This window comes from Mycobacterium sp. ITM-2016-00318, from assembly GCF_002968285.2.
Lineage (GTDB): Bacteria > Actinomycetota > Actinomycetes > Mycobacteriales > Mycobacteriaceae > Mycobacterium.
Window position 1 is genome coordinate 1,696,223 of the sequence record NZ_CP134400.1, and the last position, 23,538, is coordinate 1,719,760.

At 66.2% G+C, this 23,538-nt stretch carries 21 protein-coding genes; 13 read left to right on the top strand and 8 right to left on the bottom strand.

What is annotated here, in order from left to right; genetic code table 11:
• Positions 1-4 precede the first annotated feature (4 nt).
• The 4 genes from C6A82_RS08200 to C6A82_RS08215 form a co-directional block, all read right to left on the bottom strand.
• A complete protein-coding gene (locus C6A82_RS08200; protein ID WP_105346100.1) occupies positions 5-667 on the bottom strand; it encodes a TetR/AcrR family transcriptional regulator in 663 nt (220 codons plus the stop codon).
• A complete protein-coding gene (locus C6A82_RS08205; RefSeq protein WP_105346102.1) occupies positions 664-1,809 on the bottom strand; it encodes a sulfotransferase in 1,146 nt (381 codons plus the stop codon). The genes C6A82_RS08200 and C6A82_RS08205 overlap by 4 nt, the downstream gene beginning before the upstream one ends.
• A complete protein-coding gene (locus C6A82_RS08210; RefSeq protein ID WP_105346103.1) occupies positions 1,806-3,032 on the bottom strand; it encodes a DUF1214 domain-containing protein in 1,227 nt (408 codons plus the stop codon). Before C6A82_RS08210 ends, C6A82_RS08205 begins: the two co-directional genes overlap by 4 nt.
• Before the next feature lie 119 nt (positions 3,033-3,151).
• Entirely contained in the window at positions 3,152-4,342 is a 1,191-nt protein-coding gene (locus tag C6A82_RS08215; RefSeq protein ID WP_311101739.1) for a thiolase family protein, read from the bottom strand.
• A gap of 94 nt (positions 4,343-4,436) precedes the next feature.
• Here C6A82_RS08215 and C6A82_RS08220 point away from each other — a divergent pair, with 94 nt between their 5' ends.
• The 3 genes from C6A82_RS08220 (at position 4,437) to C6A82_RS08230 (ending at position 7,036) form a co-directional block, all read left to right on the top strand.
• A complete protein-coding gene (locus C6A82_RS08220) occupies positions 4,437-4,835 on the top strand; it encodes a Zn-ribbon domain-containing OB-fold protein (protein WP_233216827.1) in 399 nt (132 codons plus the stop codon).
• A gap of 338 nt (positions 4,836-5,173) precedes the next feature.
• Positions 5,174-5,626 (top strand): STAS domain-containing protein, encoded by a 453-nt coding sequence (locus C6A82_RS08225; RefSeq protein ID WP_105343335.1) that lies wholly within the window; start codon positions 5,174-5,176, stop codon positions 5,624-5,626.
• A gap of 45 nt (positions 5,627-5,671) precedes the next feature.
• Positions 5,672-7,036, top strand: coding sequence for an aldehyde dehydrogenase (locus C6A82_RS08230; protein WP_233216826.1), 1,365 nt, complete (start codon positions 5,672-5,674; stop codon positions 7,034-7,036).
• A 19-nt stretch (positions 7,037-7,055) separates the two neighbouring features.
• Here C6A82_RS08230 and C6A82_RS08235 read toward each other — a convergent pair whose 3' ends face one another.
• Positions 7,056-8,414, bottom strand: a complete 1,359-nt coding sequence (locus tag C6A82_RS08235; RefSeq protein WP_233216825.1) for a cytochrome P450 — start codon at positions 8,412-8,414, stop codon at positions 7,056-7,058.
• A gap of 101 nt (positions 8,415-8,515) precedes the next feature.
• On the opposite strand from C6A82_RS08235, the gene C6A82_RS08240 reads away from it, so the two are divergent.
• Positions 8,516-9,664, top strand: a complete 1,149-nt coding sequence (locus C6A82_RS08240; protein ID WP_105343334.1) for a zinc-dependent alcohol dehydrogenase — start codon at positions 8,516-8,518, stop codon at positions 9,662-9,664.
• Positions 9,665-9,676: 12 nt separating this feature from the next.
• A complete protein-coding gene (locus tag C6A82_RS08245) occupies positions 9,677-10,234 on the top strand; it encodes a hypothetical protein (protein WP_105343332.1) in 558 nt (185 codons plus the stop codon).
• A 6-nt stretch (positions 10,235-10,240) separates the two neighbouring features.
• On the opposite strand, the gene C6A82_RS08250 is transcribed toward C6A82_RS08245, so the two are convergent.
• A complete protein-coding gene (locus C6A82_RS08250) occupies positions 10,241-10,696 on the bottom strand; it encodes a Rieske 2Fe-2S domain-containing protein (RefSeq protein ID WP_105343330.1) in 456 nt (151 codons plus the stop codon).
• An 86-nt stretch (positions 10,697-10,782) separates the two neighbouring features.
• Here C6A82_RS08250 and C6A82_RS08255 point away from each other — a divergent pair, with 86 nt between their 5' ends.
• Both C6A82_RS08255 and C6A82_RS08260 read left to right on the top strand, forming a co-directional pair.
• Complete coding sequence (locus C6A82_RS08255) at positions 10,783-11,859, top strand: NAD-dependent epimerase/dehydratase family protein (protein WP_105343328.1); 1,077 nt, start codon at positions 10,783-10,785, stop codon at positions 11,857-11,859.
• Positions 11,860-11,900: 41 nt separating this feature from the next.
• Positions 11,901-12,998, top strand: coding sequence for an NAD(P)/FAD-dependent oxidoreductase (locus C6A82_RS08260; protein ID WP_233216824.1), 1,098 nt, complete (start codon positions 11,901-11,903; stop codon positions 12,996-12,998).
• Here C6A82_RS08260 and C6A82_RS08265 read toward each other — a convergent pair.
• Positions 12,977-15,169, bottom strand: a complete 2,193-nt coding sequence (locus C6A82_RS08265) for an MMPL family transporter (RefSeq protein ID WP_311101740.1) — start codon at positions 15,167-15,169, stop codon at positions 12,977-12,979. The genes C6A82_RS08260 and C6A82_RS08265 overlap by 22 nt on opposite strands.
• Positions 15,170-15,288: 119 nt before the next feature.
• Here C6A82_RS08265 and C6A82_RS08270 point away from each other — a divergent pair, with 119 nt between their 5' ends.
• The 6 genes from C6A82_RS08270 to C6A82_RS08295 all read left to right on the top strand — a co-directional run bounded on the left by C6A82_RS08270 (position 15,289) and on the right by C6A82_RS08295 (position 22,767).
• Complete coding sequence (locus C6A82_RS08270; protein WP_233216961.1) at positions 15,289-16,125, top strand: PHB depolymerase family esterase; 837 nt, start codon at positions 15,289-15,291, stop codon at positions 16,123-16,125.
• Positions 16,126-16,165: 40 nt separating this feature from the next.
• On the top strand, positions 16,166-17,110 hold the full coding sequence (locus C6A82_RS08275; RefSeq protein ID WP_105345791.1) for a DUF808 domain-containing protein: 945 nt from the start codon (positions 16,166-16,168) through the stop codon (positions 17,108-17,110).
• 15 nt (positions 17,111-17,125) lie between these two features.
• On the top strand, positions 17,126-17,809 hold the full coding sequence (locus C6A82_RS08280; RefSeq protein ID WP_105345793.1) for a PAS and ANTAR domain-containing protein: 684 nt from the start codon (positions 17,126-17,128) through the stop codon (positions 17,807-17,809).
• Between the two features lie 136 nt (positions 17,810-17,945).
• Positions 17,946-18,311 (top strand): STAS domain-containing protein, encoded by a 366-nt coding sequence (locus C6A82_RS08285; RefSeq protein ID WP_105345818.1) that lies wholly within the window; start codon positions 17,946-17,948, stop codon positions 18,309-18,311.
• A complete protein-coding gene (locus tag C6A82_RS08290) occupies positions 18,308-22,468 on the top strand; it encodes a SpoIIE family protein phosphatase (RefSeq protein WP_105345795.1) in 4,161 nt (1,386 codons plus the stop codon). Before C6A82_RS08285 ends, C6A82_RS08290 begins: the two co-directional genes overlap by 4 nt.
• Positions 22,468-22,767 (top strand): STAS domain-containing protein, encoded by a 300-nt coding sequence (locus C6A82_RS08295; protein ID WP_105345797.1) that lies wholly within the window; start codon positions 22,468-22,470, stop codon positions 22,765-22,767. Before C6A82_RS08290 ends, C6A82_RS08295 begins: the two co-directional genes overlap by 1 nt.
• A 12-nt stretch (positions 22,768-22,779) precedes the next feature.
• Here C6A82_RS08295 and C6A82_RS08300 read toward each other — a convergent pair whose 3' ends face one another.
• Positions 22,780-23,538 carry an SDR family oxidoreductase gene (locus tag C6A82_RS08300; RefSeq protein WP_105345799.1) on the bottom strand — a complete coding sequence of 253 codons (759 nt, stop codon included), beginning with the start codon at positions 23,536-23,538 and terminating at the stop codon, positions 22,780-22,782.

Sequence of the window (23,538 nt, forward strand, 5' to 3'; positions counted from 1 at the left end):
GAAGTCAGCCGCTGGGGTGTCCGGAAGCGGCGATTCGTCTGATCGCCTCGGGTGCGACACCGAGGCCGCGAAGGCAGAAGCGGAGCGTGTGTCGGCGGACATCACTGCGTTCGCAATCGCCTGCCGCCCATTGGCGTTCGGTGTTCGCCCACACCACACCCTGTATGGACAGCGCCTCGGTCAGCGGGTCGATGCCGCGGAACACGCCCTGATCGAGACCGCGCTCGAGCTGTTCGGTGAGCGGTTCGAGCATCGCGGTGTACGCCGGCTGGATCATCTCCGGGGAGGCGAACATCTGCGATTGGGCCTCCAGCGAGAGGCGACGAAGGTCGGATTTGATGTGATCGTCGAACGCCAGGTCGAGCCGTGCGTCGATCCAAGCCGCTACCGCATCGATGGCGCCGGGGGCGTCGGCCATCTTCTTCCTCAACCGCCGGGTTTCAACACGTGCCATCTCCAGGAAGACCGCAGCGACCAGCTGATCCTTGGATTGGAAGTGGCGGTAGAAGGCACGGGTGCCGAGCTGGGTGTGCGCCAGGACGGTTGCCACGCTGAGCCCCCGGACGCCCTGTTCCCGAATGCTTTCCGAGGCGGCCGCGAGAATGGCGCGACGGACCTCGGGGTCGGGGGCGAGTTTCTCCCGTCGCCGAGTGGCCGGGCGAGTCATGCTGTCGCGTCGTAGGTGCGCAGGTACTGAGTGAAACGTTCGCGGACGGACTCGGGTGTCAGACCGTAGTCAGCCAGGTCGTAGTCATGTGAGCCGCGGGTGCCGGGCTTGTGCTCGCGGGCCCAGTGCGCGACAGAACGTGCTGCGGCATCGGTGAACTCGAGTCCAAGCGACTCGTAGCCGGCGGCCAACGTCGTCACCGGGTCGGCCTGCAGGTCTGCGAAGGCGACATCGGAGAAGCGCTCGTCGCCGACACGTTTGCGGAAGTCCATCGCTCGTCGAATACCTTCAGACCAGCTGTCGAGCTGCTCGGTGCCGAGTTCGACCGGATCGTCGCGGTCACTGCTCCAGCTGCGCACATACCGGATCAGGCTGCAGACGGAACCCATGACCCTGGCCGGATCTCGATGGCTCCACAAGAATTTGGCGTTGGGGTACGCCTCGACGAGTGCATCGAGGGCGAACACGTGCACCGGCGTTTTTAGGTGCCAGAGGCTCGGCGGGCAGTGCCACTGAAGCAGCTTGAGCACCCGCCGATGGAACAGGTAGGTCTCACCCATGTCGCAGGTCATCAGCCATGCCAGATAGCCCGGGACGCGGACAACGCCATCGAAGTGGAAGGTCCGGAAGCTCATTCCCATCAGGTCTTGGCATTCAGTTGGCGCAGTCGGCTCGGAGTTGTACAGCGACTTCATCAACGGGAACATGTCGTTCAGCATCTGCAAGCCGGCCTCGGCCTGCGCGATGCGCGGGTCGCAATCCTGGGTGGCGGCCTCTGGCGGCGGAGTAGGCGCCTGCGACTCCCACATCCGCAGGGAGCGGAACTGCGGGTCGGCGGCCACAAGCTGACTCAGCGCCGTGGTGCCGGTCCGCGGCAGGCCGATGACGAAGACCGGTCCGCCGACGATCTCGTCATCGATCTCTGGGTGGCGCGCGTAGGTCTCCTCGATCTTGAGACGCTGGATCAGGGCATTGCTGATGGTGGCGTGCTGGATCACCGCGCCCATCTCCGAGAGGTCGGCCTCGATGTTCAACGACTCGACAGTGCGCTCGAGCCCCTCTCTGTAATACCGGGAACCGAAGTCGTCGAGACCTGTTGCGGCGCGCGCACCGTCTTCGAGTTCATCCGCGCAGAACGTCATCGCGCGAACCGCTTGTTCACGGCGTGCCTGCGTCGCTCGAGCACCGAAGCCCTCTCAGCCGGTGTGACCATCGCGGTATCTGCGGGCAGCGTCGATGCCACCTCGTCGAACGACACCAGTCGAGAGGTCGGTGTCGGTGCCGTTTCGGTACGCACACACCGCAGGATCATGGCGCCGTTGCTGTGCCCGGCGGTGTCCAGCCAATTGGCGACACCGGGATCGCGTCCGCACAGAACAACCCGTACCAGGCCGTCGGAATCCACCGCGGTCTGATGTGCGTTGAGGCTCGACTGGTGACGACCGTAGTGGATGGTCTCCCACCAGGGGTTGCCCAGCGAAAAGCTCCAATAGACGCCGACGGGCGGGTCGATTTCCAGGATGAGGGCCTCGTCGGGAGCCAGTTCCCAGCGGCCGATCACCGGCTTGTTCTCGGCTGCCGCTCCCATCGCGGTCCGGTCTATCGGTGGCAGGAACCCGTTGGATGGCGGCGCAGCACCGAATTGGAGGAAGAACTGGAGGTTGTCGCTGACGAAGTCGCCGAGCGCAACCAGCTGCCTTGACACCGTGACGTCGAGATCCCTTGTGAAACGGGCTGTCTCGACGGGTTCGCCAATCCGCTCGATGTGCAATGTCGACGGCACCTCGGTCTCCCAGTCGTAGAAGAAGTGCCTCACCGTCAACGTCGGATGATCGCCGTCGATCAGCATCCAGTTGCCCTCCTGCTGCTGCGCCGACAGCGCGACCTCGAAGCAGCCGTCGTCGCCGACATCGAGCTCGTCAACCAAAGCATTTGCGGTCGAGGCCATCCCGTTCATCGTCTGAAGGCCGACATACCGTGCAGTGCCACGATTGCCGGATAGCCGGTAGCTCTCGCCGCCTCGCATCGTGGCCCGGGTGTAGAGGCAGTCGGGACACTCCATTCCCCAGGTCACGACGTCGTCGGTGCTCGTGCGGCGCACCTGAAGGATCGGATCCGGATCGAAACGCAGTGCTTCGTCGACGCCTGCCGCGAGCAGCACCAGCAGGTGCCGTAGCCCGGCTGCGCGATCGAGTGGGCTTCGACTCGTCTGGTCCCCGTCCACCGTTTGTGCTGCGCCTTCCAGCCTGCCCAGAAGCTGCGACCAGGCCGAAGCGACATCGAGGTCGTCGTCCTCGTCTCCGGTGAGCACCGCCTCCGCTATCGAATGCGGCAACCACGTCGGAGACCCTTGCCCAGCGCTCACGTTTCCTCCGACCGTGCGGGTGCGATGGCGCCGTTAAATGAAAACAATGTTTTCGCTTAACGAGCCTCGACTATCACAGGCGCGGAGGGTTGTTGTCAATGGTCGACCGCGGACCGACCTCAGGCGGTCAGCACCATGCAGGCGGCGATGGGGCCGCCACCAGCGGCCGCGACGGCGACCTCGGGACGGCGGCCCAATTGGCGCTCGCCGGCCTGGCCGCGCAGCTGCAGGCACGCTTCGTGCAGCAGCCAGTAGCCGTGCATGCGCCCCGCGGACAGTTGACCGCCGTAGGTGTTCAGCGGCAGCGCACCGTCGAGCGCGATGCGCGTCGCGCCGTCCACGAACGGGCCCGCCTCGCCGTCGGCGCAGAAGCCCAGCGCCTCCAACCACGCGAATGTCAGATAGGTGAAGCCGTCATAAAGTTCGGCGACGTCGACATCCGACGGGGTGAGATCGGTGCGCGACCACATCTCGGCGGCCGCCTCGACCGACGCCATCTTGGGGAAGTCGTCGCGGTGGAACCACCCTCCCGAGCCGTATGTCCCGCCGATCGCTTGCACCGCCACGGGGCGACTCGGGCAGTCGGCCGTGTAATCGGCCCGGGACACCACCAGGGCGATTGACCCGTCGATGGGCACGTCGCAGTCGAAGAGCCCGAATGGCGTCGACACCGGCCGTGCCGACAGGTAGTCCTCCATCGTCATCGGGTCCCGGAAGGCGGCGCGCGGGTTGAGCCCGGCGTTGCGCCTGCTGTTGACCGCCAGCCAGCCCAGCTGTTCTTTCGTCGTGCCGTAGAGCTCCATGTGCCGCCGGCAGTGCATGGCCAGCCAGTTGGCCGCGGAGTAGGAGTGCGCGGCCACCAGTTCGTCGATGTCCTCGAACGGTTTGAGCTTGCGCCTGGTGCCCGGCACGTGCGGCTCCACCGGCGGCGAAGCCAGGGGAGCGAGCATCGGCGACGCCTCCTGGTTCATCGAACCGCCGAGCATCGCGACCGTCCGGTACACCAACACATGACGTGACTGCCGCTCCGACACGGCACGGAAGGCCGACATCACCGGGATGAGGACCCCGCCGGTATCGAACCCTTTCGTCCGGTCTGCAGCTTGAATGCCGAGCGCCTCAAGCAAATCGGCGGGCACGGTGTCACCGAATGTCGCGATCCCGTCGATGTCCGAAGGCGTCAGGCCCGCGTCGTCGATGGCTGCACGCACTGCCTCCATCGTCAGGTCCAGGCCGGGGATGCCCATACGCCTGCCGATCCGCGAGATGCCGAGGCCGCTGATGATGGCGTCCTTCTCGAAATGGCTCATCGCGCTCCCGAATGTCTATTTTTGTAATGACAGTCGATCGGACTGTACTTTGCTCCCTATGGCCGACGACGCCGCACCCGAAATTCCGGCCCGGATGCTGCCCAAGCTCACCGACGACAATCGCGCCTTCTGGACGGGCGGTGCCGACGGGCAGCTGCACATCGCATGGTGTGCGCGGTGTGAAAAATGGGTGCAGCCCCCCGCCGCGAAGTGCCCCGACTGTCAGGGGGAACTGGTCGCGCGCGCGGTTTCGGGCCGGGGCACCGTTCTCACCTACACGGTGAACCACCAGCGGTTCATGCCGACGGTTCCGGTGCCCTACGTGATCGCGATCGTCGAACTCGAGGAGCAGGAAGACCTGCGCGTCGCCACGAACATCGTTGACTGCGAACCGGGTTCGGTACACATCGGGCTGCCGGTCGACGTGCGCTTCGAACGCCATGAGGTCGACGGTGACACCGTGTACTTCCCGCTGTTCGCGCCGCGGGCCTGATGGCCGGCCTATGAGTGCTTGTTCGAATGACGGAGTGCGTCGAACTGCATGTAGTCGGTATGTCGGAACATCAACACTCCTAGCTGAGTATGGGGTCCGCCCGTCAAGCCCGGCCGCTATCACGCCAAACTGCCGATGACGGAGCCAATTAACGAAGAGTAACAACGTGTTTCGATACGTTAAGCGAAGCTGCCCGGAACGATGAGTCGCGACAATTTTGTGTGTGCGGTAGCGTGGGTGCCGCGGTTGAGTTCCCAGCCTGCAACGACAAGAGCAGGCAACAAGTGACGGGCGTCTCCCGCTATCGCGTGGAATCATCGCCCGGTCGAAGGTGTGAAATGACCGTCATCAGCAGTACCGAATACATCAGGGATGTGGGAAACGCCGGCCTCCCGAACGCGTCCATATCGGTGGAATCGCGGGGGCGGACGACGCTGCTCACCGTCGCGGGCGAGGTCGATGCCTCGAACGCGGAATTCTTGGAGATGGTGCTTCGTGGGTTCACCGGAAGAAGCGGAGCAGTGGTTGTCGACCTGAGCGGCAGCAGCCTTTTCGGCGCGCGACCCTTGAGGGCGCTATCCGACTGCGATCGCCGCTGCCGTCGCGACGGCGTGCCGTTCGTCGTCGTGACTTCCCCTATGCAGCAGACACTGTTGAGTCGAGTCGACGGCAGCGCCGGCATTCGGACCGCCACTTCCGTCGCCGTCGCTGTTGAACTGTCGGAGCACGAGATGTCGATGGGAACCGGGTCGTCGATTTCTCGAGTCGACCCGGAAAAACTGCGTTGTTGACCGGCGGGCCGATTCAAGGCGGCGCGACTGGGTAGACGCCGGTACGTGGCTCAAACGACTGATCTGACCGTGCTTGACCCGCGCACCGGCGCGGTGGTGACCCGAATCCCGACCGCCGACGTCAACGCGTGTGAACGCGCCGTTGTCAATGCTCAAAATGCCCGGGAGGGCTGGGCTCGCGCCGGGGCGGGGGAACGTGCCGCCCGTATCAGAGACGCAGCCGCGTCCGTCGAAGCGGAGGCCAAGGAACTCGCCGAGCTAATCGAGCGCGAAACGGGCAAGCCGGTGGACGATGCCCTCGGCGGTGTGCAGGCAGGCGTCGACACGCTGCGTCAGTACGCCGAGCTCGGGCCGCTCCATCGCGGTCGTAGCCTCCAAGGTGGTTGGGAGGCAACCGATTTGATGATCGCCGAGCCTCGCGGTGTGGTCGCGGTCCTTTCGCCGTGGAACGACCCGATCGCGGTCGCGGCCGGATTGCTCGGCGCCGCCTTGGTAACCGGTAACACCGTGGTGCACAAGCCGAGTGAACGCTGTCCGTCTGCTGGCAGGCGGTTCGCCGAACTGCTGGCCGCGCAACTTCCGGATGGTGTGCTCGAAATTGTCGATGGCGACGGATCTGTCGGCGCCATGCTCGCAGGCGCTGACGGCGTCGACGTAGTGGCCCACGTGGGCAGCTCGGCGACCGGCCGCGAGATCGCCATGGCCTGCGCTGCGCGCGGGGCCAAGGCTCTGTTGGAGAACGGCGGCAACGATGCGCCCATCGTCGACAATGACATCGATCCCCGTTGGGCCGCCGAGAAGATCGCCACCGGCGCGTTCGCCAACGCCGGGCAGATCTGTGTCTCGGTCGAGCGGGTCTACGTCGTCGAGTCAGTCGCCACGCGCTTCCTCGACGAACTCGTTCGCGAAGCCCGTGAATGGGCGGCTCGCATCGGACCGCTCGTCGACGAACGTCATCGCACCCAGGTGCACCAGCATGTCACCGACGCGGTCGACAAGGGGGCTGCGGTATTGGTCGGCGGCCAGATGGACACCGGACCCGGCTCGTTCTATTCGCCGACGGTGCTCGCCGACTGTCGGCCGGACATGTTGGTGATGAGCGAGGAAACGTTCGGTCCTGTCGCACCGGTCCGCGTGGTGCCCGACTTCCCGACGGCGCTCGCCGAGGCGGCACAGGATCGCTACGGTCTGGCGGCGACGGTGCTGACGTCAGACATGAGCCACGCCCAGCAGGCGTGGCGGACGCTTCCCGTCGGAACCGTCAAGATCAACGCCGTTTTCGGTGGCGCACCCGGCGGGGCCTCCGAACCGAGGAAGGCCAGCGGCACCGGGTTCGGCTTCGGACCTGAACTGCTCGATGAGATGACGGCCATGAAGGTCGTGCATTGGACGGCGCCTGGACCAGCGTGACGCCTCGACGCCACTAAATTCAGGTGGTTGTGCCTGGCAGCCTGGCCGCTGTGGTCACGGCGAAGTTCAGGGTGAGCTGGTTCAGCGTCATCGGCAGCGGCTCGCCTGGCAACAGTTGCGGCTGTGACGACAGTCGAATATCGAAGGTGGCCAACAGATGCGCCAGCACGCTGCTGGTGGCGAACAGCACGAGATCCCGGCCGGGACATTCGGCGGGACCGGCCGAGAACGGTACCAACTGGGGATAGTTCATGGCGCTGCCGTCGAGCCAGATGTCGGGCACGAACTGGTGGGCGAAGGGCAGCAGATCGTCGTCGCGGTGAAACGCGGGTGTGACGATCATCAGCCCGGCGCCCGGCGCGACCGAGAACCGCTCGACACCGTCGCGCCATTCGGTGACCGCCGTCGTGTCGCGCAGGATGGTGGGCGTTGTCGGCCACAGCCGAACCGACTCCAAGACGCAACTGCGCAGATATGACCGCACCAGTGGGACATTCGGGGTCACCGAATCTTCGATGGCGCGCGTCATCTGGGCGGGGTGGGTGGCGAGCAACGCCAGCGTACGGAGCAGGGCCATCCCCGCGGCGTCGAATGCGAACAGCCACTGGGGCATCTGTCCGACCGGGTCGACCGCTCCGCTTGCCGAAGCCGATGCGACCTGCGCCACCAGCGTGTCGGGCTCGGGGTCTTCTGCGTAGCGGTACAGCTGCTCGAAGAATTTGGCGCGTTCCCGATAGTGCGGCAGCGACAGGAACGACCAGTTGCCCGCCTTGCGCAGCCGCAGCAGCGAGTCGGTGACCTGTTCGTCGTCGCGCGCTGCGCGCCCGAACATCAGCCGGCGCACGAGCTGCCACCACGCGGTCATGAAGTGGGCCGAATCGATCGAGCCGTCGCGGGTGACGTCGTCAATGAGGCCGGCGACCTCCTCGCTGATCACCTCGATGAACGCCGGGGCCAGCCGGTGCAGGTCGCTTCCGGAGTCCAGGACTGCCTCGTTGACCTGCCGACGTCGCTGGCGAATCGGTCCCTGCGAGATCAGCACGCCGTGTGGCTGAAACCACTGCAAGGCCTTGCGCTTCTCTCGGTTGGCCGGGTGGAAGGGTTCCGGTGCCCCGGCCAGCACGCGGCCGACGTCTTCGGCGTCGAGGATCACCACGATGCGACGGCCCGGAAGGACGAGTTCCACCGGCCCCCGGCCGAACGCCCGTCGCAGCTTCTTCATCCGGGCGACGGCACGGGCGTCGGCCTGAACGCGCTCGAGTAGCCGAACTACGGGACGACGCCGCGCGATCACCCCCGCAGCAATCGATGAGCCCCCGAGGTCGACGAGGGCGGCGAGCGCCCTGGTGCCGGACAACCGGTGCGGTTGCGACTTCACAATGCGGTGGCGTACCCGGGCCGCCTCCGGCTAAACGGCCGCCGTGTCGTTTCGACCATCGGACACGGGGTAGTCCGCAGAACCGGTCGAAGGGAGACGTTATGCGGGCAATGGTCTATCGAGGGCCCTACAAGGTGCGCGTCGAAGAGAAGGACACGCCGCCCATCGAGCACCCCAACGACGCCATCGTGCGCGTCACCATGGCCGCGATCTGCGGATCGGACCTGCACCTCTACCACGGCATGATGCCGGACACCCGCATAGGAATGACCTTCGGTCACGAGTTCATCGGCGTGGTCGAAGAGGTCGGTGCATCGGTGCAGACTCTGAAACCCGGCGACAGGGTGATGGTGCCGTTCAACGTCTACTGCGGATCGTGTTACTTCTGCGCCCGAGGCTTGTACTCCAACTGCCACAACGTGAATCCCAACGCCACCGCGGTCGGCGGCATCTACGGGTACTCGCACACGTGCGGAGGCTACGACGGCGGCCAAGCCGAGTTCGTCCGTGTGCCGTTCGCCGACGTCGGTCCTGCGCTGATCCCGGACTGGATGGATGACGAGGACGCGTTGCTGTGTACCGACGCGCTCGCCACTGGGTACTTCGGCGCCCAACTGGCCGACATCGTCGAGGGCGACGCCGTGATCGTCTTCGGCGCGGGGCCGGTCGGGCTGTACGCGGCGAAGTCGGCATGGCTGATGGGCGCGGGCAGGGTGATCGTGATCGACCATCTGGAGAACCGGCTGGCGATGGCGCGGACGTTCGCCCACGCCGAGACCTTCAACTTCGCCGAATACGACGACATCGTGGTGGCGATGAAGAAGGCGACTGGCGGCCTTGGTGCGGACTCGGTGATCGACGCCGTGGGCGCCGAAGCCGACGGCAACCTCCTTCAACACGTCGCCGCCACGAAGTTCAAACTGCAGGGCGGCTCGCCGATCGCGCTGAACTGGGCCATTGATTCGGTGCGCAAAGGCGGAACGGTTTCGGTGATGGGCGCTTACGGGCCGATGTTCAGCGCCGTGAAGTTCGGCGACGCGATGAACAAAGGACTGACGTTGCGGATGAACCAGTGCCCGGTGAAAAGGCAGTGGCCGCGGCTGTTCTCACATATCCAGAACGGCTATCTGAAGCCCAACGACATTGTCACTCACCGCATTCCGCTGGAACACATTGCTGACGGCTACCACATCTTCTCCGCCAAGCTCGACAACTGTGTCAAGCCGATCATTCTGCCGCAAGCCAGCTGATAGGAGCGAACCATGGTGTACACCGCCGATCACCCGCCGACCCGGAACGCCGAGGAACTCCGGGCCCGCATCCCCGGCTGGGGTGTCGACCTCGATCCGAAAGATCGCCCGGCGGTGCCGCGATTGAAATTCGAGACGACCGGAGCGCATTGGGACTTTCCCGAGCGGCAGGAGCAGAAGTGGCCACGCGAGAAGTCGATCGAACACGAGATGTTGCCGCCGGTGTTCGGCACGTCGACGCCGCCTCGCGGACTGTCGGGTGTGGTACGCCGATACGCGTACCGCTACAGCGAAGGGCGGGCCGCTCATTGGCTCCTGCTGCTGGGTGCGGACCGAATCAACTCGATCGAGAGCCACCTCGTATCGTTCACGACTCTTCGACCGGACAACCCCATCACCCAGACCGGCATCAGGAGCGAATGGACCCACCACGGCTGGCGGTCTCGGGTCGGCACGAAGCGGGTCGACAGGTCACACACGTGGATGGACCCGATCATCGTCGGCGGGCCGTGGGTGCTCGCGGCGGCCATGGTTGTCAAGGCGGGCCGGCGGCTGGCCCGACGGCGCTGAGGGGTCTCAGCCCGTCAGCCAGATGGCACCGTCGCGCACCTCGACATCGAAGCTCCGCAGCTTGGCAGCGTTGCCGAACGCTCTGACGGCAGCGGAATATGGCTTGAAGCCGAAAATTCGCCCCTTCGGACCGGATGTCATAGCACCCCTTGTGACGTCGTAATCGGCTCGATGCCAAGGACATTCGAGGCATCCCTGGCCATTGACACGCCCTCGCCCCAGCTTCGCGAACTGGTGCCTGCACAGGTTGCTCACCGCGAAGGGGCTGCCGTCGGGCGTCAAACCGACGGCGAGCACGCCATGAGCCACTGTGCGGACCTCGACGACGCGGCGTTCGTCGAGGCGATCGATCGCGACCAGTCGCCTGCCGTCCGCGGACACGGGGTCGTCATGCGTGACCGGTGGAAATGGGCTGGCCGTGTCGACTCCCCGGCGGTGCGGATCGTTGCGAAGCTTCCTCATCGACCAGCGGTACCCTCGGCCCGCGGCGGCTAACCGATATCTCCTGTGACGTGTTGGCACCCTCAGTCGTGGGTAGATGCAGCCGCATGCGAATCGTTATCACCGGGGCCTCTGGGAACGTCGGCACCGCCCTGCTTCGCCGGCTCGCCGGGCCGGAGGCGGGACACGAACTGGTCGGCATTGTGCGCAGGCCGCCGCGGGAGGCCGGCGTATACGCGCACGTGCAATGGCATGAACTCGACCTGGCCGATGCCGATGCGGCCGCTGCGCTGACGCACATCTTCGACGGTTCGGACGCTGTCGTGCACCTGGCGTGGGGTTTTCAACCGACGCGCAACACCGATTACCTGTCCAGGCAAGGGGTCGGCGGCACTACCGCGGTCCTGCGCGCGGCCCACGAGGCGTCGGTCGGCCAATTGCTGCACATGTCGTCAGTTGGCACTTATGCCGCGGGCCGCTACGGCGAGCGCGTCGACGAATCATGGTCGACCGCAGGCATTCCGACGTCACCGTACAGCCGCAACAAGTCGGCGGCCGAGGCGCTGCTCGACTCCTACGCGTCCGAGCACGGGGAGTCGGGTGTGCCGATCGCCAGGATGCGACCCGGTTTCATCGTGCAGCGCTTGGCGGCCAGCGGACTGATGCGGTACGCGCTTCCCGGCTACGTGCCGATGCTCGCAGTGCCGCTCCTTCCGCTCCTCCCGTTGGATCGCCGGCTGTGCATTCCCCTCGTCCACGCCGATGATGTCGCAGACGCATTTGCGCGCGCGATCGAGCGACGGGCCTCAGGACCGTTCAACCTCGCCGCAGAGCCGCCCCTCGGCCGCGACGATGTCGCGAAAGTGTTGAAAGCAAAGCCGATTCACCTGCCGTCGGCCGTGCTGGGAGCACTCGTCGACGTCAGTTGGCGCGCGCGCTTGCAGCCGATCGACCGCGGCTGGCTCGACATGGCGTTCAGCGTGCCGTTGCTGGACTGCTCGCGGGCGGCCGCGGAGTTGGGCTGGAGTCCGACGTGGTCGTCGGTCGATGCACTGGCTGACGTCATGGAGGGGGTGGGACAACAGGCGCATGCCGAGAGCCCGCCGCTGCGGCGGCGATCGATGGTCGAGCAGTTGCACCGCGATCTCACCAAGGGCCTGATGACCACCAGGCGCCTGCCGTAGATGACAGCCGACGAGCGGATCGTCGTCGTCGGCGCAGGGCCGTGCGGTCTGGGCATCGCCCGTCAGCTCAAATACGAGCAGGCATCGATGCGCTCGTCGCCGACCGCGCCGACGCCCCCGCCGCCGCGTGGCGCAGTCGCTATGACGGCTTCCGCCTGGACACCTGCGGCTTCTGGTCCCACCTTCCGGGACAGCGCATCCCGCGCCGCTACGGTCGCTGGCCGAAGCGTGACGACATCGTGGACTACTTCGACGACTACGTGCGACGCCAAGGTTTGCGCCTGGCGCAGAAGGTTGAGGTCAGCCGGCTCAGCCGAATCGATGACGGCTGGCGTATCGATACCGAAAGTGACGTGCTGACCGCCGAGGCGGTGCTCGTTGCGACCGGCAACTTCCACACCCCGATAGTGCCGCCGTGGCCGGGCACAGAGGATTTCAGCGGCGCACTCCTTCACTCGGCGCACTACCGGAACGCGCGGCCGTTCATCGACCGCGACGTGCTGGTGGTCGGATCGGGCAATTCCGCGACCGACATCGCCCTGCAGTTGGCAGACGCAGAGGCGCGGCGGGTCCGGATGGCTGTCCGCAGGCCGCCGCAACTGGTGCCCCGCTCAGCGGCCGGCGTGCCCGTCGATGCGTTCTCGCCGGGGTTCAGCCGGTTGCCCGCACCGATCCTCGACAACGCCGCCCGAGTGATGCAGCGGCTGTGGTTCGGCGAAGTGCGGAAGGCGGGGCTGCCCGTGCCGGAGAAGGGCATCTATACGGCCCTTCTTGAGGACGGCCAGATCCCGACGTTGGGCGACGAACTGGCGCGAAACGTTGTGCACGGCCGCATCGAGGTGGTGGCCGCCGTGCAGTCGTTCGACCGCACCTGCGTTGTGTTGGCCGATGAAACAACGATCGAGCCGGACGTCGTCATCGCGGCTACCGGATACCGGCGAGGCCTTGAGCCTTTGGTCGGCCATCTCGGGGTACTCGATGGCAAGGGGCGTCCGGTGAGCAACGGAGTGCCCTCTGCGGCAGCGGGTTTGTGGTTCGCGGGCTACGAGGAGCCGTTGATCGGCCCCCTGCGGTCTTTTCGGCTGCAAGCCTCCGGCATCGCGCGGGACATCGCCGGCTACCTCGAAGCCGCCAGCTGACCGGGGCTTTCGCGCGCTTCCAGCTTCGTTCCCTCGATGTCGACGTCGGGGACGTAGGTGTCGAACCACTTCGAGTGCGCCCACATCCTGTTGCCCAGAATGCTCATGATCGCCGGAATCAAGGTGAGCCGGACGACGAACGCGTCCAAGAAGACGCCGACGGCCAACGTCAGCCCAACCGATTTGATGATGGGATCGCCTCCGGCGAGGAAGGCGACGAAGACGCCGAACATGATCAGGGCCGCGGCGGTGACGACACGTGCGGAGAGGCCGACGCCGTTGCGCACCGCTTCCAACGCATCGTCGGTCTTGGTCAGCTCTTCCTTCATCCGGGAGACCACGAACACCTGATAGTCGCTGGACAGGCCGAAGATGATCGCCAGCACGATGATCGGAAGAAAGCTGATCGTTTCGCCGGGCGTGACACCGAGAAGATCAGCGCCCCAGCCCCATTGGAAGATCGCGACCTGAACGCCCAATGCCGCGAACACCGAGAGGAGGAAGCCGACGATCGAGGTGACGGGCACGAGCGCAGCCCGGAAGGCAACGGTCAGCAGGATGAACGCGAGCCCGACGACCACCACGAGGAAGATCGGCAGCGCAGCGGCGAGCTTGTCCGAGGTGTCGATGTTGGACGCGGTGGTGCCGCCCACGAGAATCGTCGCGCCGGTGTCGCCCTCGATGGTGGCCCGGTCGTCCCGGATTCGGTTGACCAGATCGGCGGTCGCGGTGTCATTCGGTCCCGTCGTCGGGATGACCTGGATGATGGCGGCGCCGTTCTGGCTGGCCGCGGGTGCGGCGGTGACCACTCCGGGTTCCTGGCGGAGACGCGATGCGATGGCCGCGACCGCATTGGGATCGTCGGCCCTTGTGACGTCGGCCACCACGAGAAGAGGACCGTTGAAGCCCGCGCCCATGTGCTCCGAGGTCAGATCGTAGGCCTTGCGCGAGGTGTTCGACTCCGGTTGCGAGGCGCCGCTGGGCAATCCGAGATGCATTCCGAAGGCGGGCAGGCCGAGCACGACGAGTGCGGCGGTTCCAGCGATCAGCAGCCGCTTGCGCGTGGCCACGACGAAGCGTCCCCATTGGGCGCCGAGGGTGCGGTGCGGGGTGAACGCCGCCACCTGAGCCGTTTCCTTCGCGCGGTCGAACGGCGTCGGGATGAACTTCGCGACGCGATCTCCCGCGAAACCGAGCAGCGCCGGCAGAAGCGTCACCGCGATGAGCAAGGCGATGAGGACCGACACGGCGGCCGCGACGCCCATATAGGTGAGGAAGGGAATGCCGACGATCGACAATCCGCACAGCGCGATGATCACCGTCAACGCGGCGAATACCACCGCCCCGCCGGCAGTGCCGACCGCCAGCGCGGCAGACTCCTCCTTTGGTCTCAGCAGGAGCAGATTGTTGCGGTAGCGGTTCAGGATGAACAGCGCGTAATCGACGCCGCACGACAGCCCCAGCATCAGCGCAAGAGACAGCGCGGCGGTCGGCATATCGACGAGGGCGGCGACGGCGAAAATGCCGAGCGCGCCGATGCCGACACCGATGCACGCCGTGATGATGGGCAGCCCGGCGGCGACGACGGCGCCGAATGTGAGCAGCAGGATCAGGAACGCGACGACGATGCCGATGATCTCGGGCAGCTCGGGAACGCTGACCTTGTAGCCGGGAAACACGCTGCCGGAATACTCGACCTGCACCCCGGCCAGCTGTGCGGGTCGCATGGCGGCCTGCACCGCTGCGAGCGGGCCGTCATCGACTTCACCCGGCTGGGCCTTCCATTGCACCGTTCCCAGCGCGACCTGGCCATCCGGTGATACCAGCCGAGTCTGCGTGGGCCCCGCCGCGACCGCGATCTGGGGAATCGAGCGCAGGTTTGCGATCGATTCGTCGATGCCGGCGGCCAGCATGGGATCGCTCAGCCGGGCCCCGGGCCCGGCGGCGAAGGTGACCTGCGTCTGCGCGCCGCTGAAAGCGGGCAACTTCTGCTGAAGCTGCTCGACGGCCCGTTGCGATTCGGTGCCCGGAATCGTGAAGTCGTCGCTGGGCTCACCTCGCAGGCCGACGCCGGCGAGGGCGACGCCGACGAGCACGGCAAGCCATGCGCCGAGCACCAACCGGCGACGACGAAAGCAAAAGCCGCCGATGGCGTACAGGTACTTCGACATTCGTTTCACCTCGGGGTACATAGGAGAGGGGGAAAATGTTGAGTCGTTCATTCCCGAGTGGGGGGAGTCTTATGCGCCGGTCGGCTGCGTTGCGGTGTGAGCTTTCACACTGGACTTCGGTGGTTGCGGTGATCGCTGTGCTTGCGTGCTTCGGGTTCTACGGCGGCGCCAGGGCCTCGGCGAGCGGTGTCGACACCACAGGTGCACTGCCGTACGGGGGCCTGAACCGTACCTATGTGCTGCACGTTCCTCCGGGCGTCGAACGCCCAACGGGTCTGGTCATCAACATGCACGGAGCGGGGATGACCGCAGGGGAACAGGCCGCGCTGTCGAACTACAACGCCGTCGCCGACCAGCACGGATTCGCGGTGGTTTACCCGGACGGGATCGACCTGAGCTGGGCGGACGGTCGCGGCGCATCGACACCCGACCGTCAGGGCGTCGACGATGTCGGCTTTCTCGCGGCGCTGGCCGATCGGCTGACCGCGGATTACAACATCGAGCCCGGCCATGTGTTCGCGACCGGGATGTCAGCCGGGGCGTTCATGGCAGGGCGGCTGGCCTGCCAGCGTGCCGACCTCGTGTCGGCCATCGCCCCGGTGGCCGGATCGCTCGGTTCCGCCTACCCCTGCAATCCGTCGGAGCCGGTGTCCGTCTTCGCGACCAACGGCGTCGCGGATCCTGTCGTGCCGTACGCGGGCGGCACCATGGTGGGCCGCGGCGGAGCCAGCGACATCGTCGCACCGGCGGCGCTGGCCGGTCGGTGGCGCGCTCTGGACAACTGCCCGGGTGCGCCCGTCGAGGATTCTCCGAGCGCCGGAGTGCGGCGTTCGATGGCCGCAGGATGCGCCGGCGGCACCCAGGTCGTGTTCGTCAGCGTCGAGGGCGGCGGACACGAGTGGTTCGGGGGCACGTCGCAGGCGAGCGGCCAGTTCTTCGCCGATCAGCTGCGGTGACCGCGGAGCCGGTAACCTCCAATTCGATGAGGGAAATGCGATGAGCGCCGGACTGTTCGGCCTCCTTGACGATGTCGCCGCGATTGCCCGGCTGGCCGCAGCCTCGGTAGATGACATCGGAGCCGCCGCCGGGCGGGCGACGGCGAAGGCCGCGGGGGTTGTGATCGATGACACCGCGGTCACCCCTCAGTACGTGCACGGCATCGCCGCAGCACGCGAGCTGCCGATCATCAAGCGGATCGCCATCGGATCGCTGCGCAACAAGTTGCTGTTCATCTTGCCCGCGGCGCTGCTGCTCAGTCAGTTCGTGCCGTGGCTGCTGACCCCGATCCTCATGCTGGGCGCGACCTACCTTTGCTACGAGGGCGCCGAGAAGGTGTGGGGTCGTATCAGCGGACACGACGCGCACGCCGGACCGGTGGCGGTGCGGGGCGAGGACGCCGAGAAGCTCATGGTCACCGGCGCCATCAGGACGGACTTCATCCTGTCCGCCGAGATCATGGTGATCGCCCTCAATGAAGTCGCGGACCAGCCATTCCTGCCCAGACTCATCATCCTTGTCATCGTCGCCCTCGTGATCACCGCCGTCGTCTACGGCGTCGTGGCCGGCATCGTCAAGATGGACGACGTGGGGTTGAGCCTGACCCAGCGTTCGTCGGCGTTCGCGCAACGCGTCGGTCGCGGCCTGGTTGCCGGCATGCCGAAGCTGCTCGCGGCACTGTCGACGATCGGCACCGTGGCGATGCTCTGGGTGGGCGGCCACATCCTGTTGGTGGGAGCTGACGAGCTCGGCTGGCATGCGCCCTACGGCGTCGTGCACCACTGGGAGGAAGCCGTTCATCACATCGGTGGCGTCGGCGGGGTGCTGGCGTGGCTGATCAACACCGCCGCGTCAGCGGTGATCGGCTTGGTCGTCGGCGCCGTCGTCGTCGCGATCATGGGGGTGATCCACCGGATCAAAGGGCGCTCGCAGCAACCGAACTGATGTAAGAATCGCCTCATGACGAAGCCGAATCCGGCCCGCCGCGGGGAGGCCGAGCTATCGCCTTCCGCGGCTCCGCACCTGAACGTCGGCAGTTTCCGTTTCTGGTTCGTCGGACAACGGTGGGAGTGGTCCGACGAGGTGGCCCGGATGCATGGCTATGAGCCCGGCTCCGTCGTGCCCACCACCGAGCTGCTGCTCTCGCATAAACACCCCGACGACCGTCAGCACGTGCAGGACCTCCTGGATCACCTTCTGCATTTCGGCGGGTCGTTCTCCAGCCGCCACCGCTTCATCGACACCGCGGGCGGTCAACACACCGTGATTGTGCTGGCCGATCGGATGCTGGACAGCAACGGCGCGGTGGTGGGCAGCGAGGGTTATTTCATCGACCTCACGGACACGTTCCATCAGGCTCGTCGGCAGGTCCTCGACGACTCGCTGCCAGAACTGTTCGAGGCGCGTGCGGCCATCGAACAAGCGAAGGGTGCCCTGATGCTCGTCTATCGCATAAGCGCCGACGCCGCCTTCGAGATCCTGCTGTGGCGCTCGCAGCAGACCAACACCAAACTGCGGGCGCTGGCCAGTCAGGTCGTCGCCGAACTCGACACTCTGCGGTACCAGCCTGACAGCCTGCGGCGGGAATTCGATCATCTGCTGCTGACCGTGCACGACCGCGTCGGCAAACCCCGCGAACGTTAGCGACGGTGTTGTTGTCCACCGAAGCGTCACAAACCTGCAGGTTTCGGCCACAACGATCTTGGTCATAAGGCTTAATGTGAAATCTGGGGTGGCAACGGGGGCTGTGCTGGCCGGATGAGCGGAGGTGAACGGGCGCGTGGCGCTCCTGGAAGTGAAGAAGGATGTTCGCGAAGCGGGGGTCATCGTGTTCGCGGACGGCGAAATCGACTCCGGCACGGTCGACACCTTGGTCTCCCACCTCGACGCCGCGCTCGAGGAGGCTTCCGGCCATCCCACCCGAATCCTTATCCTCGAGTTGGGTGACGTGACCTACTTCGGGAGCGCGGGCCTCAACGCCGTCCTCGGTTGTTACAAGAAGGGTCTGGCCGACGACGTGTCGGTACGTGTCGTCGCCAGCAACGCCGAAGTGATCATGCCGATCGAGGTCACCAAGCTCGACAGACTGCTCAAGCCTTACCCAACCGTGATGGACGCGCTCGACGGCACTGACGGAACGCAATGACCGGCGACGCAGAGCGCGGTTTTCCGACCGCGGTCTTCGGCGCTGACCTTGATGTGGGCCGAGACCTGGCGCAAGTGGATTGGTCGGCGACGCCGCTGGGTTCTCCGTCAGGCTGGCCGCAAAGCTTGCAGACCGCCGTTTCCATCCTCCTGTCATCCCGCTTCCCGATGTGGATGGCGTGGGGGCCGGATCTGACCTTCTTCTGCAATGCCGCCTATCGGCGCGACACGCTGGGCCGGAAGTATCCCTGGGCGTTGGGTAGGCCAGCCAGCGAGGTGTGGTCGGAGATCTGGGACGACATCGGCCCGCGCATCGACCGGGTGCTCTCCACGGAGCAGGCCACCTGGGATGTCGGACTTCTGCTTTTTCTCGAGCGGTCCGGCTACCCCGAGGAGACCTACCACACGTTCTCCTACAGCCCACTGCGAGACGACGACGGCCGCGTCGTCGGTATGTTGTGCGTCGTAAGCGAGGACACCCTGCAGGTGATCGGCGAGCGCCGAATGGCCACGCTGCGAGACCTCGGGTCGGATCCGAGCGTGATCCGCTCCGAACAGGAGAGCGTGACGTTCGCCCATCGGCAACTCGAGCAGAACCAACGCGACCTTCCGTTCACGGCAACCTATCTCTTCGACGACGGTGGGGACGCCCGCCTGGCGGGAGCGAGTGGAATCGCCGCCGGGCATCCCGCCGCGCCAGCGGTGCTGCCGGCAGACGGGGCGGCGGTCTGGCCGGTGCAGCAGGTGTCGCGCGGCGAGTCGATGCTGGTCGACCTTGTCGGCGCACCGTTCGCCGATCTGCCGACCGGTGACTGGCCCGAGCCGCCGGTCAAGGCTTACGTGGTTCCGCTGACAGTTCAGGGTGGGGCGCCCAGCGGCTTCCTGGTGGCCGGGCTGAACCGCTACCGGCCGATCAACGAGCGCAATACCGGCTTCGTCGCATTGGTGGCGGCCTACATCGCCGCGGGGATCGGCAGTGCGAGAAGCTTCCGGGCTCAACAGCGACGAGCCGAAGAGCTCGCGGAGCTGGACAGGGCGAAGACCACGTTCTTCTCCAACATCAGCCACGAGTTCCGTACCCCGCTGACGTTGATACTCGATCCCATCGCCGAGCTGCGCGGCCGGTCCGGCGGGCTTGCCGATGACGTACGGCAAGACCTGGATGTCGTGTGGCGCAATGGCCTACGGCTCACCAAACTCGTCAACACGCTGCTGGATTTCTCCCGTATCGAGGCGGGAAAAGAGCAGGCCCGCTACGAACCGGTGGATCTCGCGGCCGTCACCGCCGAATTGGCCAGCGTCTTCCGGTCCGCGGTCGACCGCGCCGGACTCGAGTTCGTCGTCGACTGCCCTCCGCTCGACGAACCCGTCTACGTCGACCGCGATATGTGGGAGAAGGTGGTGCTCAACCTGCTTTCGAATGCGCTGAAGTTCACCTTCGACGGTTCCGTCGGGGTCATGGTGCGCAGGCAGGGTGAGGAGGCGGTCGTCACCGTCGTCGACACGGGTATCGGCGTGGCGCAGGACGAGATGCCGCGACTCTTCGAGCGATTCCACCGCATCGAGTCCGCTCATGCGCGCTCGAATGAGGGCAGTGGAATCGGGTTGGCGTTGGTGCAGGAGTTGGTGAACCTGCACGGCGGCACCATCTCGGCCGAGAGCACCGAAGGCAGCGGAACGTCGTTCACCGTCCGGTTGCCGTTCGGGTTCGCACATCTGCCCGTAGACGCCGTCGTCTCGACGCGACAGACGCGGGCGGCGTCGGGTCTCGCCGAACCGTTTGTCCAAGAAGCACTTCGATGGATGCCAGGTGATGTTTCCGACGCAAGTACCGAAGGCGTCGTTGATCTCCTTTCCGACGCCACCGTGGCTCATGCGCCTGGAGCCGCATCGACGACACATGTGCTGATCGCCGACGACAACGCCGATATGCGGGAATACCTCGGGCGACTGTTGAGAGGCGCCGGTCACCGCGTCGACGCGGTCAGCGACGGCCAGGAAGCCTTGGAGGCCATCCGTGCCGACGTTCCCGATCTGGTCGTCAGCGACGTGATGATGCCGAGGCTGGACGGGCTGGCGCTTGTCGCCACGTTGCGCTCAGATCCACGGACTGCTGCGGTACCGGTTCTGCTGCTGTCGGCGCGCGCCGGGCAGGAGGCGTCGATCGAAGGGTTGCAAGCCGGCGCAGACGACTACCTCGTCAAGCCCTTCGCGGCCGCTGAACTGCTTGCCCGGGTGCGGGGAATCATCGAGTTGGCGCGACTGCGCAACCACCACGCCCGTTGGCGCACCGCACTTGTCGACTCTCTGCAGGAGGGGTTCTTCGTGTGCGACGAGGTCGGCGCTGTCATCGAGATCAATGCCGCGTTCGCCGAGATCACGGGTTACGGCACCGAGGGGTTGCCCTATCAACCGCCGTTCGCCTGGTGGCCGTCGGCCGAGAGCGACCCTGAGGCGCGCAGGCAGATCGACGCCGCGTTCGCGGAGATGCTGGAAGAGGAGCACGGCAGCTTTACGATCCCGATCAACCACCGCGAAGGGCACCGCTTGTGGGTGACGGTGAACTTCAATCACGCCGAGGATCCGGACACCGGACGGCGAGTCATGGTCGGCACATTCCGTGACGTCACCGCCGAGCACTACACCGTCCAGCGCGAAAGCGCGCTTGCCTCTCTCAATCAGCAACTCGCTCAAGCGGACACACTCGACGACGCGATGCGCGCAGCCGCAGAGGAACTGCGGCGGCTGTGGCGGGCGCATCGCGTATGCGTCGTAACTGTGTCGCCCGATAGCGCGGAAACCGACGCGCCGCAGTTCATGTCTGTAGGTGAGCCTGCGCAGTGGTCGCATCTGCCGCCGCGCACGCAGCAGATGATCAGGGCGCTCGGAGAGGGCGATCTGCTCACGCCCGACACGTCGCAGCCCGGGATGGCGGGCATCGCACTGCAACACCCCCGCGGGATCCTTGTGCTGCACATCGAACTCGCCGAGCGGCGGCCGTTCACCGACGAGGACGACATGTTGCTCACGGTGCTGGCAGGCAGGCTCGGCCAGGGTCTGCAGCGGGTGCATCAGCTCGACCAGCAGCGGGAGACGGCGCTGGCGCTGCAGAACGCGATCCTGGGTCCGTCCAACCTGCCGAAGGGATTCGCGGTGCGCTACCAGCCCGCCGCCCGCCCGCTGCAAATCGGTGGCGACTGGTACGACGTCGTCGATCTCGACGACGGCCGTATCGCGCTGATCGTCGGCGACTGCGTCGGGCACGGGCTGCCCGCGGCGACGGTGATGGGCCAGCTCCGGAGCGCCTGTCGCGCGTTGCTTCTCGAGGAACGAAGCCCCAGCGCCGCGCTGTTGGCGATGGATCGGTTCGCCGCCCGGCTCTCCGGCGCGCGATGTACCACCGCCTTCTGCGCGGTGCTCAGCCCCGACACCGGTGAGCTGGTGTACTCCAGCGCGGGTCATCCACCCCCGATCATGGTGTTGGCCGACGGCACGACCCGATTGCTCGACGGTGCGCGCGCCACGCCGCTAGGGCTGTCTCTCGATCGATCGCGGCCCGAGCGCCGGGAGACCCTGCCTCCGCGCGCAACCCTGCTGCTCTATACCGACGGACTGGTCGAGCGCCGCCGCGAACCGCTGGACACCGGCATCGCCCGCGCCGTCGAACTCGTTGCGAAGAACCGCTCCAGCGCGCTCGACGACCTCGCCATGCAGGTGATGTCACGGCTGGCGCCCGGCGATGGCTATCAGGACGACGTCGCGCTTCTGCTGTACCGCCAGCCCGCCCCGCTCGAACTCGAGTTCCCCGCTGAGGCAAGCAATCTCGCCCCGACCCGCGCGGCGCTTAAGGGCTGGCTGTCCCGCGTGGGGATGGACGAGGATCAGACGCTCAAGGTGCTCATCGCCACCGGTGAGGCGCTCGCCAACTCGATCGAACACGGGCACCGGGTGATCACCGGGGGAGCGATCAGCCTGCGAGCGATCGCGCTCGCCGATCGGGTGCACGTCACGGTCGTCGACGCGGGTTCGTGGAAGCCGCCCGTGGCGGCTGCGCATCGGGGCCGCGGCATCGCGCTGATGCGTGCTCTGATGCAGGACGTCACCATCTCGCCGCGTGCCAGCGGCACCACCGTTCACATGCACACAAGGATCGCGTGATGGCCACGGCGCTGAACATCGAAACCCAGGACCGCGGTGACGGCACCCTTGTGCTGACAGCGACGGGTGAGATCGACCTGAGCAACATCGATGCGTTCTCCGGGGCCCTCTCGGCGGCAGGGACCGACGGCGCGTCTCTCATCGTCGACCTCAGTGACGTGCTGTATCTGGACAGCGGCGCGATCAACGTGTTGTTCGCCAATGCGGGCCGAATACGCTTGATCGCCAATCCTGTTCTGATGCCGGTGTTGCAGATCAGCGGGCTCACCGACGTTGCCTCGGTCGAACCTGCCGCTTAGGCCGTCAGATTCTCAGGTGGCATTTCGGATGCGCGGCGACAGCTGCACGATCTCGGGCACGACGCTCGGGTTCTGGTGTGCGGTGATGACGAGGGACACCAGCGTGTTGGCGACGTCGTTGAGTGTCGACATCTGCGCCGGAAGCTGGCCGTGCTCAACCCATGATCGGAAGAGCAGCGACAGCAGATCGCGATCCGCGCCGCGCAGGATCTCGGTGTCGGCGGTCGGGCCGATGCCGACGCGCACGAGCGAAAGCTCAGGATGTTCGCTGCGCCACGAGTGCAGAATCTCGTCGAGGGCGGCCTTGCTCGCACTGTAGGCCGAGACGCCGGCACGAGGACGGCCGACGTCGTGGCTCGACGCGATCAGCACGACACCGTCCTCCGAGAGGTGGGGAAGCGCGGCGCGCAGCACGTTGTTGGCGCCGACGGCATTGACGGAAAACGCATGCACCCATGTCGTGACATCGGTGTCCTCGATGTTCGCGAACGGCACGACGGTGCTGGTGAACACGACGGCGTCGAGTCCGCCGAGTGTTTCGGCCGCCTCGGCCACGACCCGGTTGATCGCGCCCGCGTCTTCGACGTCGAGTTCCAAAGCGGTGCCGCCGACGGCATCTGCCAGCTTGGTCAGCAGATCCATCCGTCGCGCCGCAACAGCCACCTTGGCGCCGGCCGCCGCGGCGCTCTCCGCGACCGCGTGGCCGATGCCCGACGAAGCGCCCACCACGAGGAGGCGAAGTCCGGCGGCGTACATCGGTCGACCGTCCAT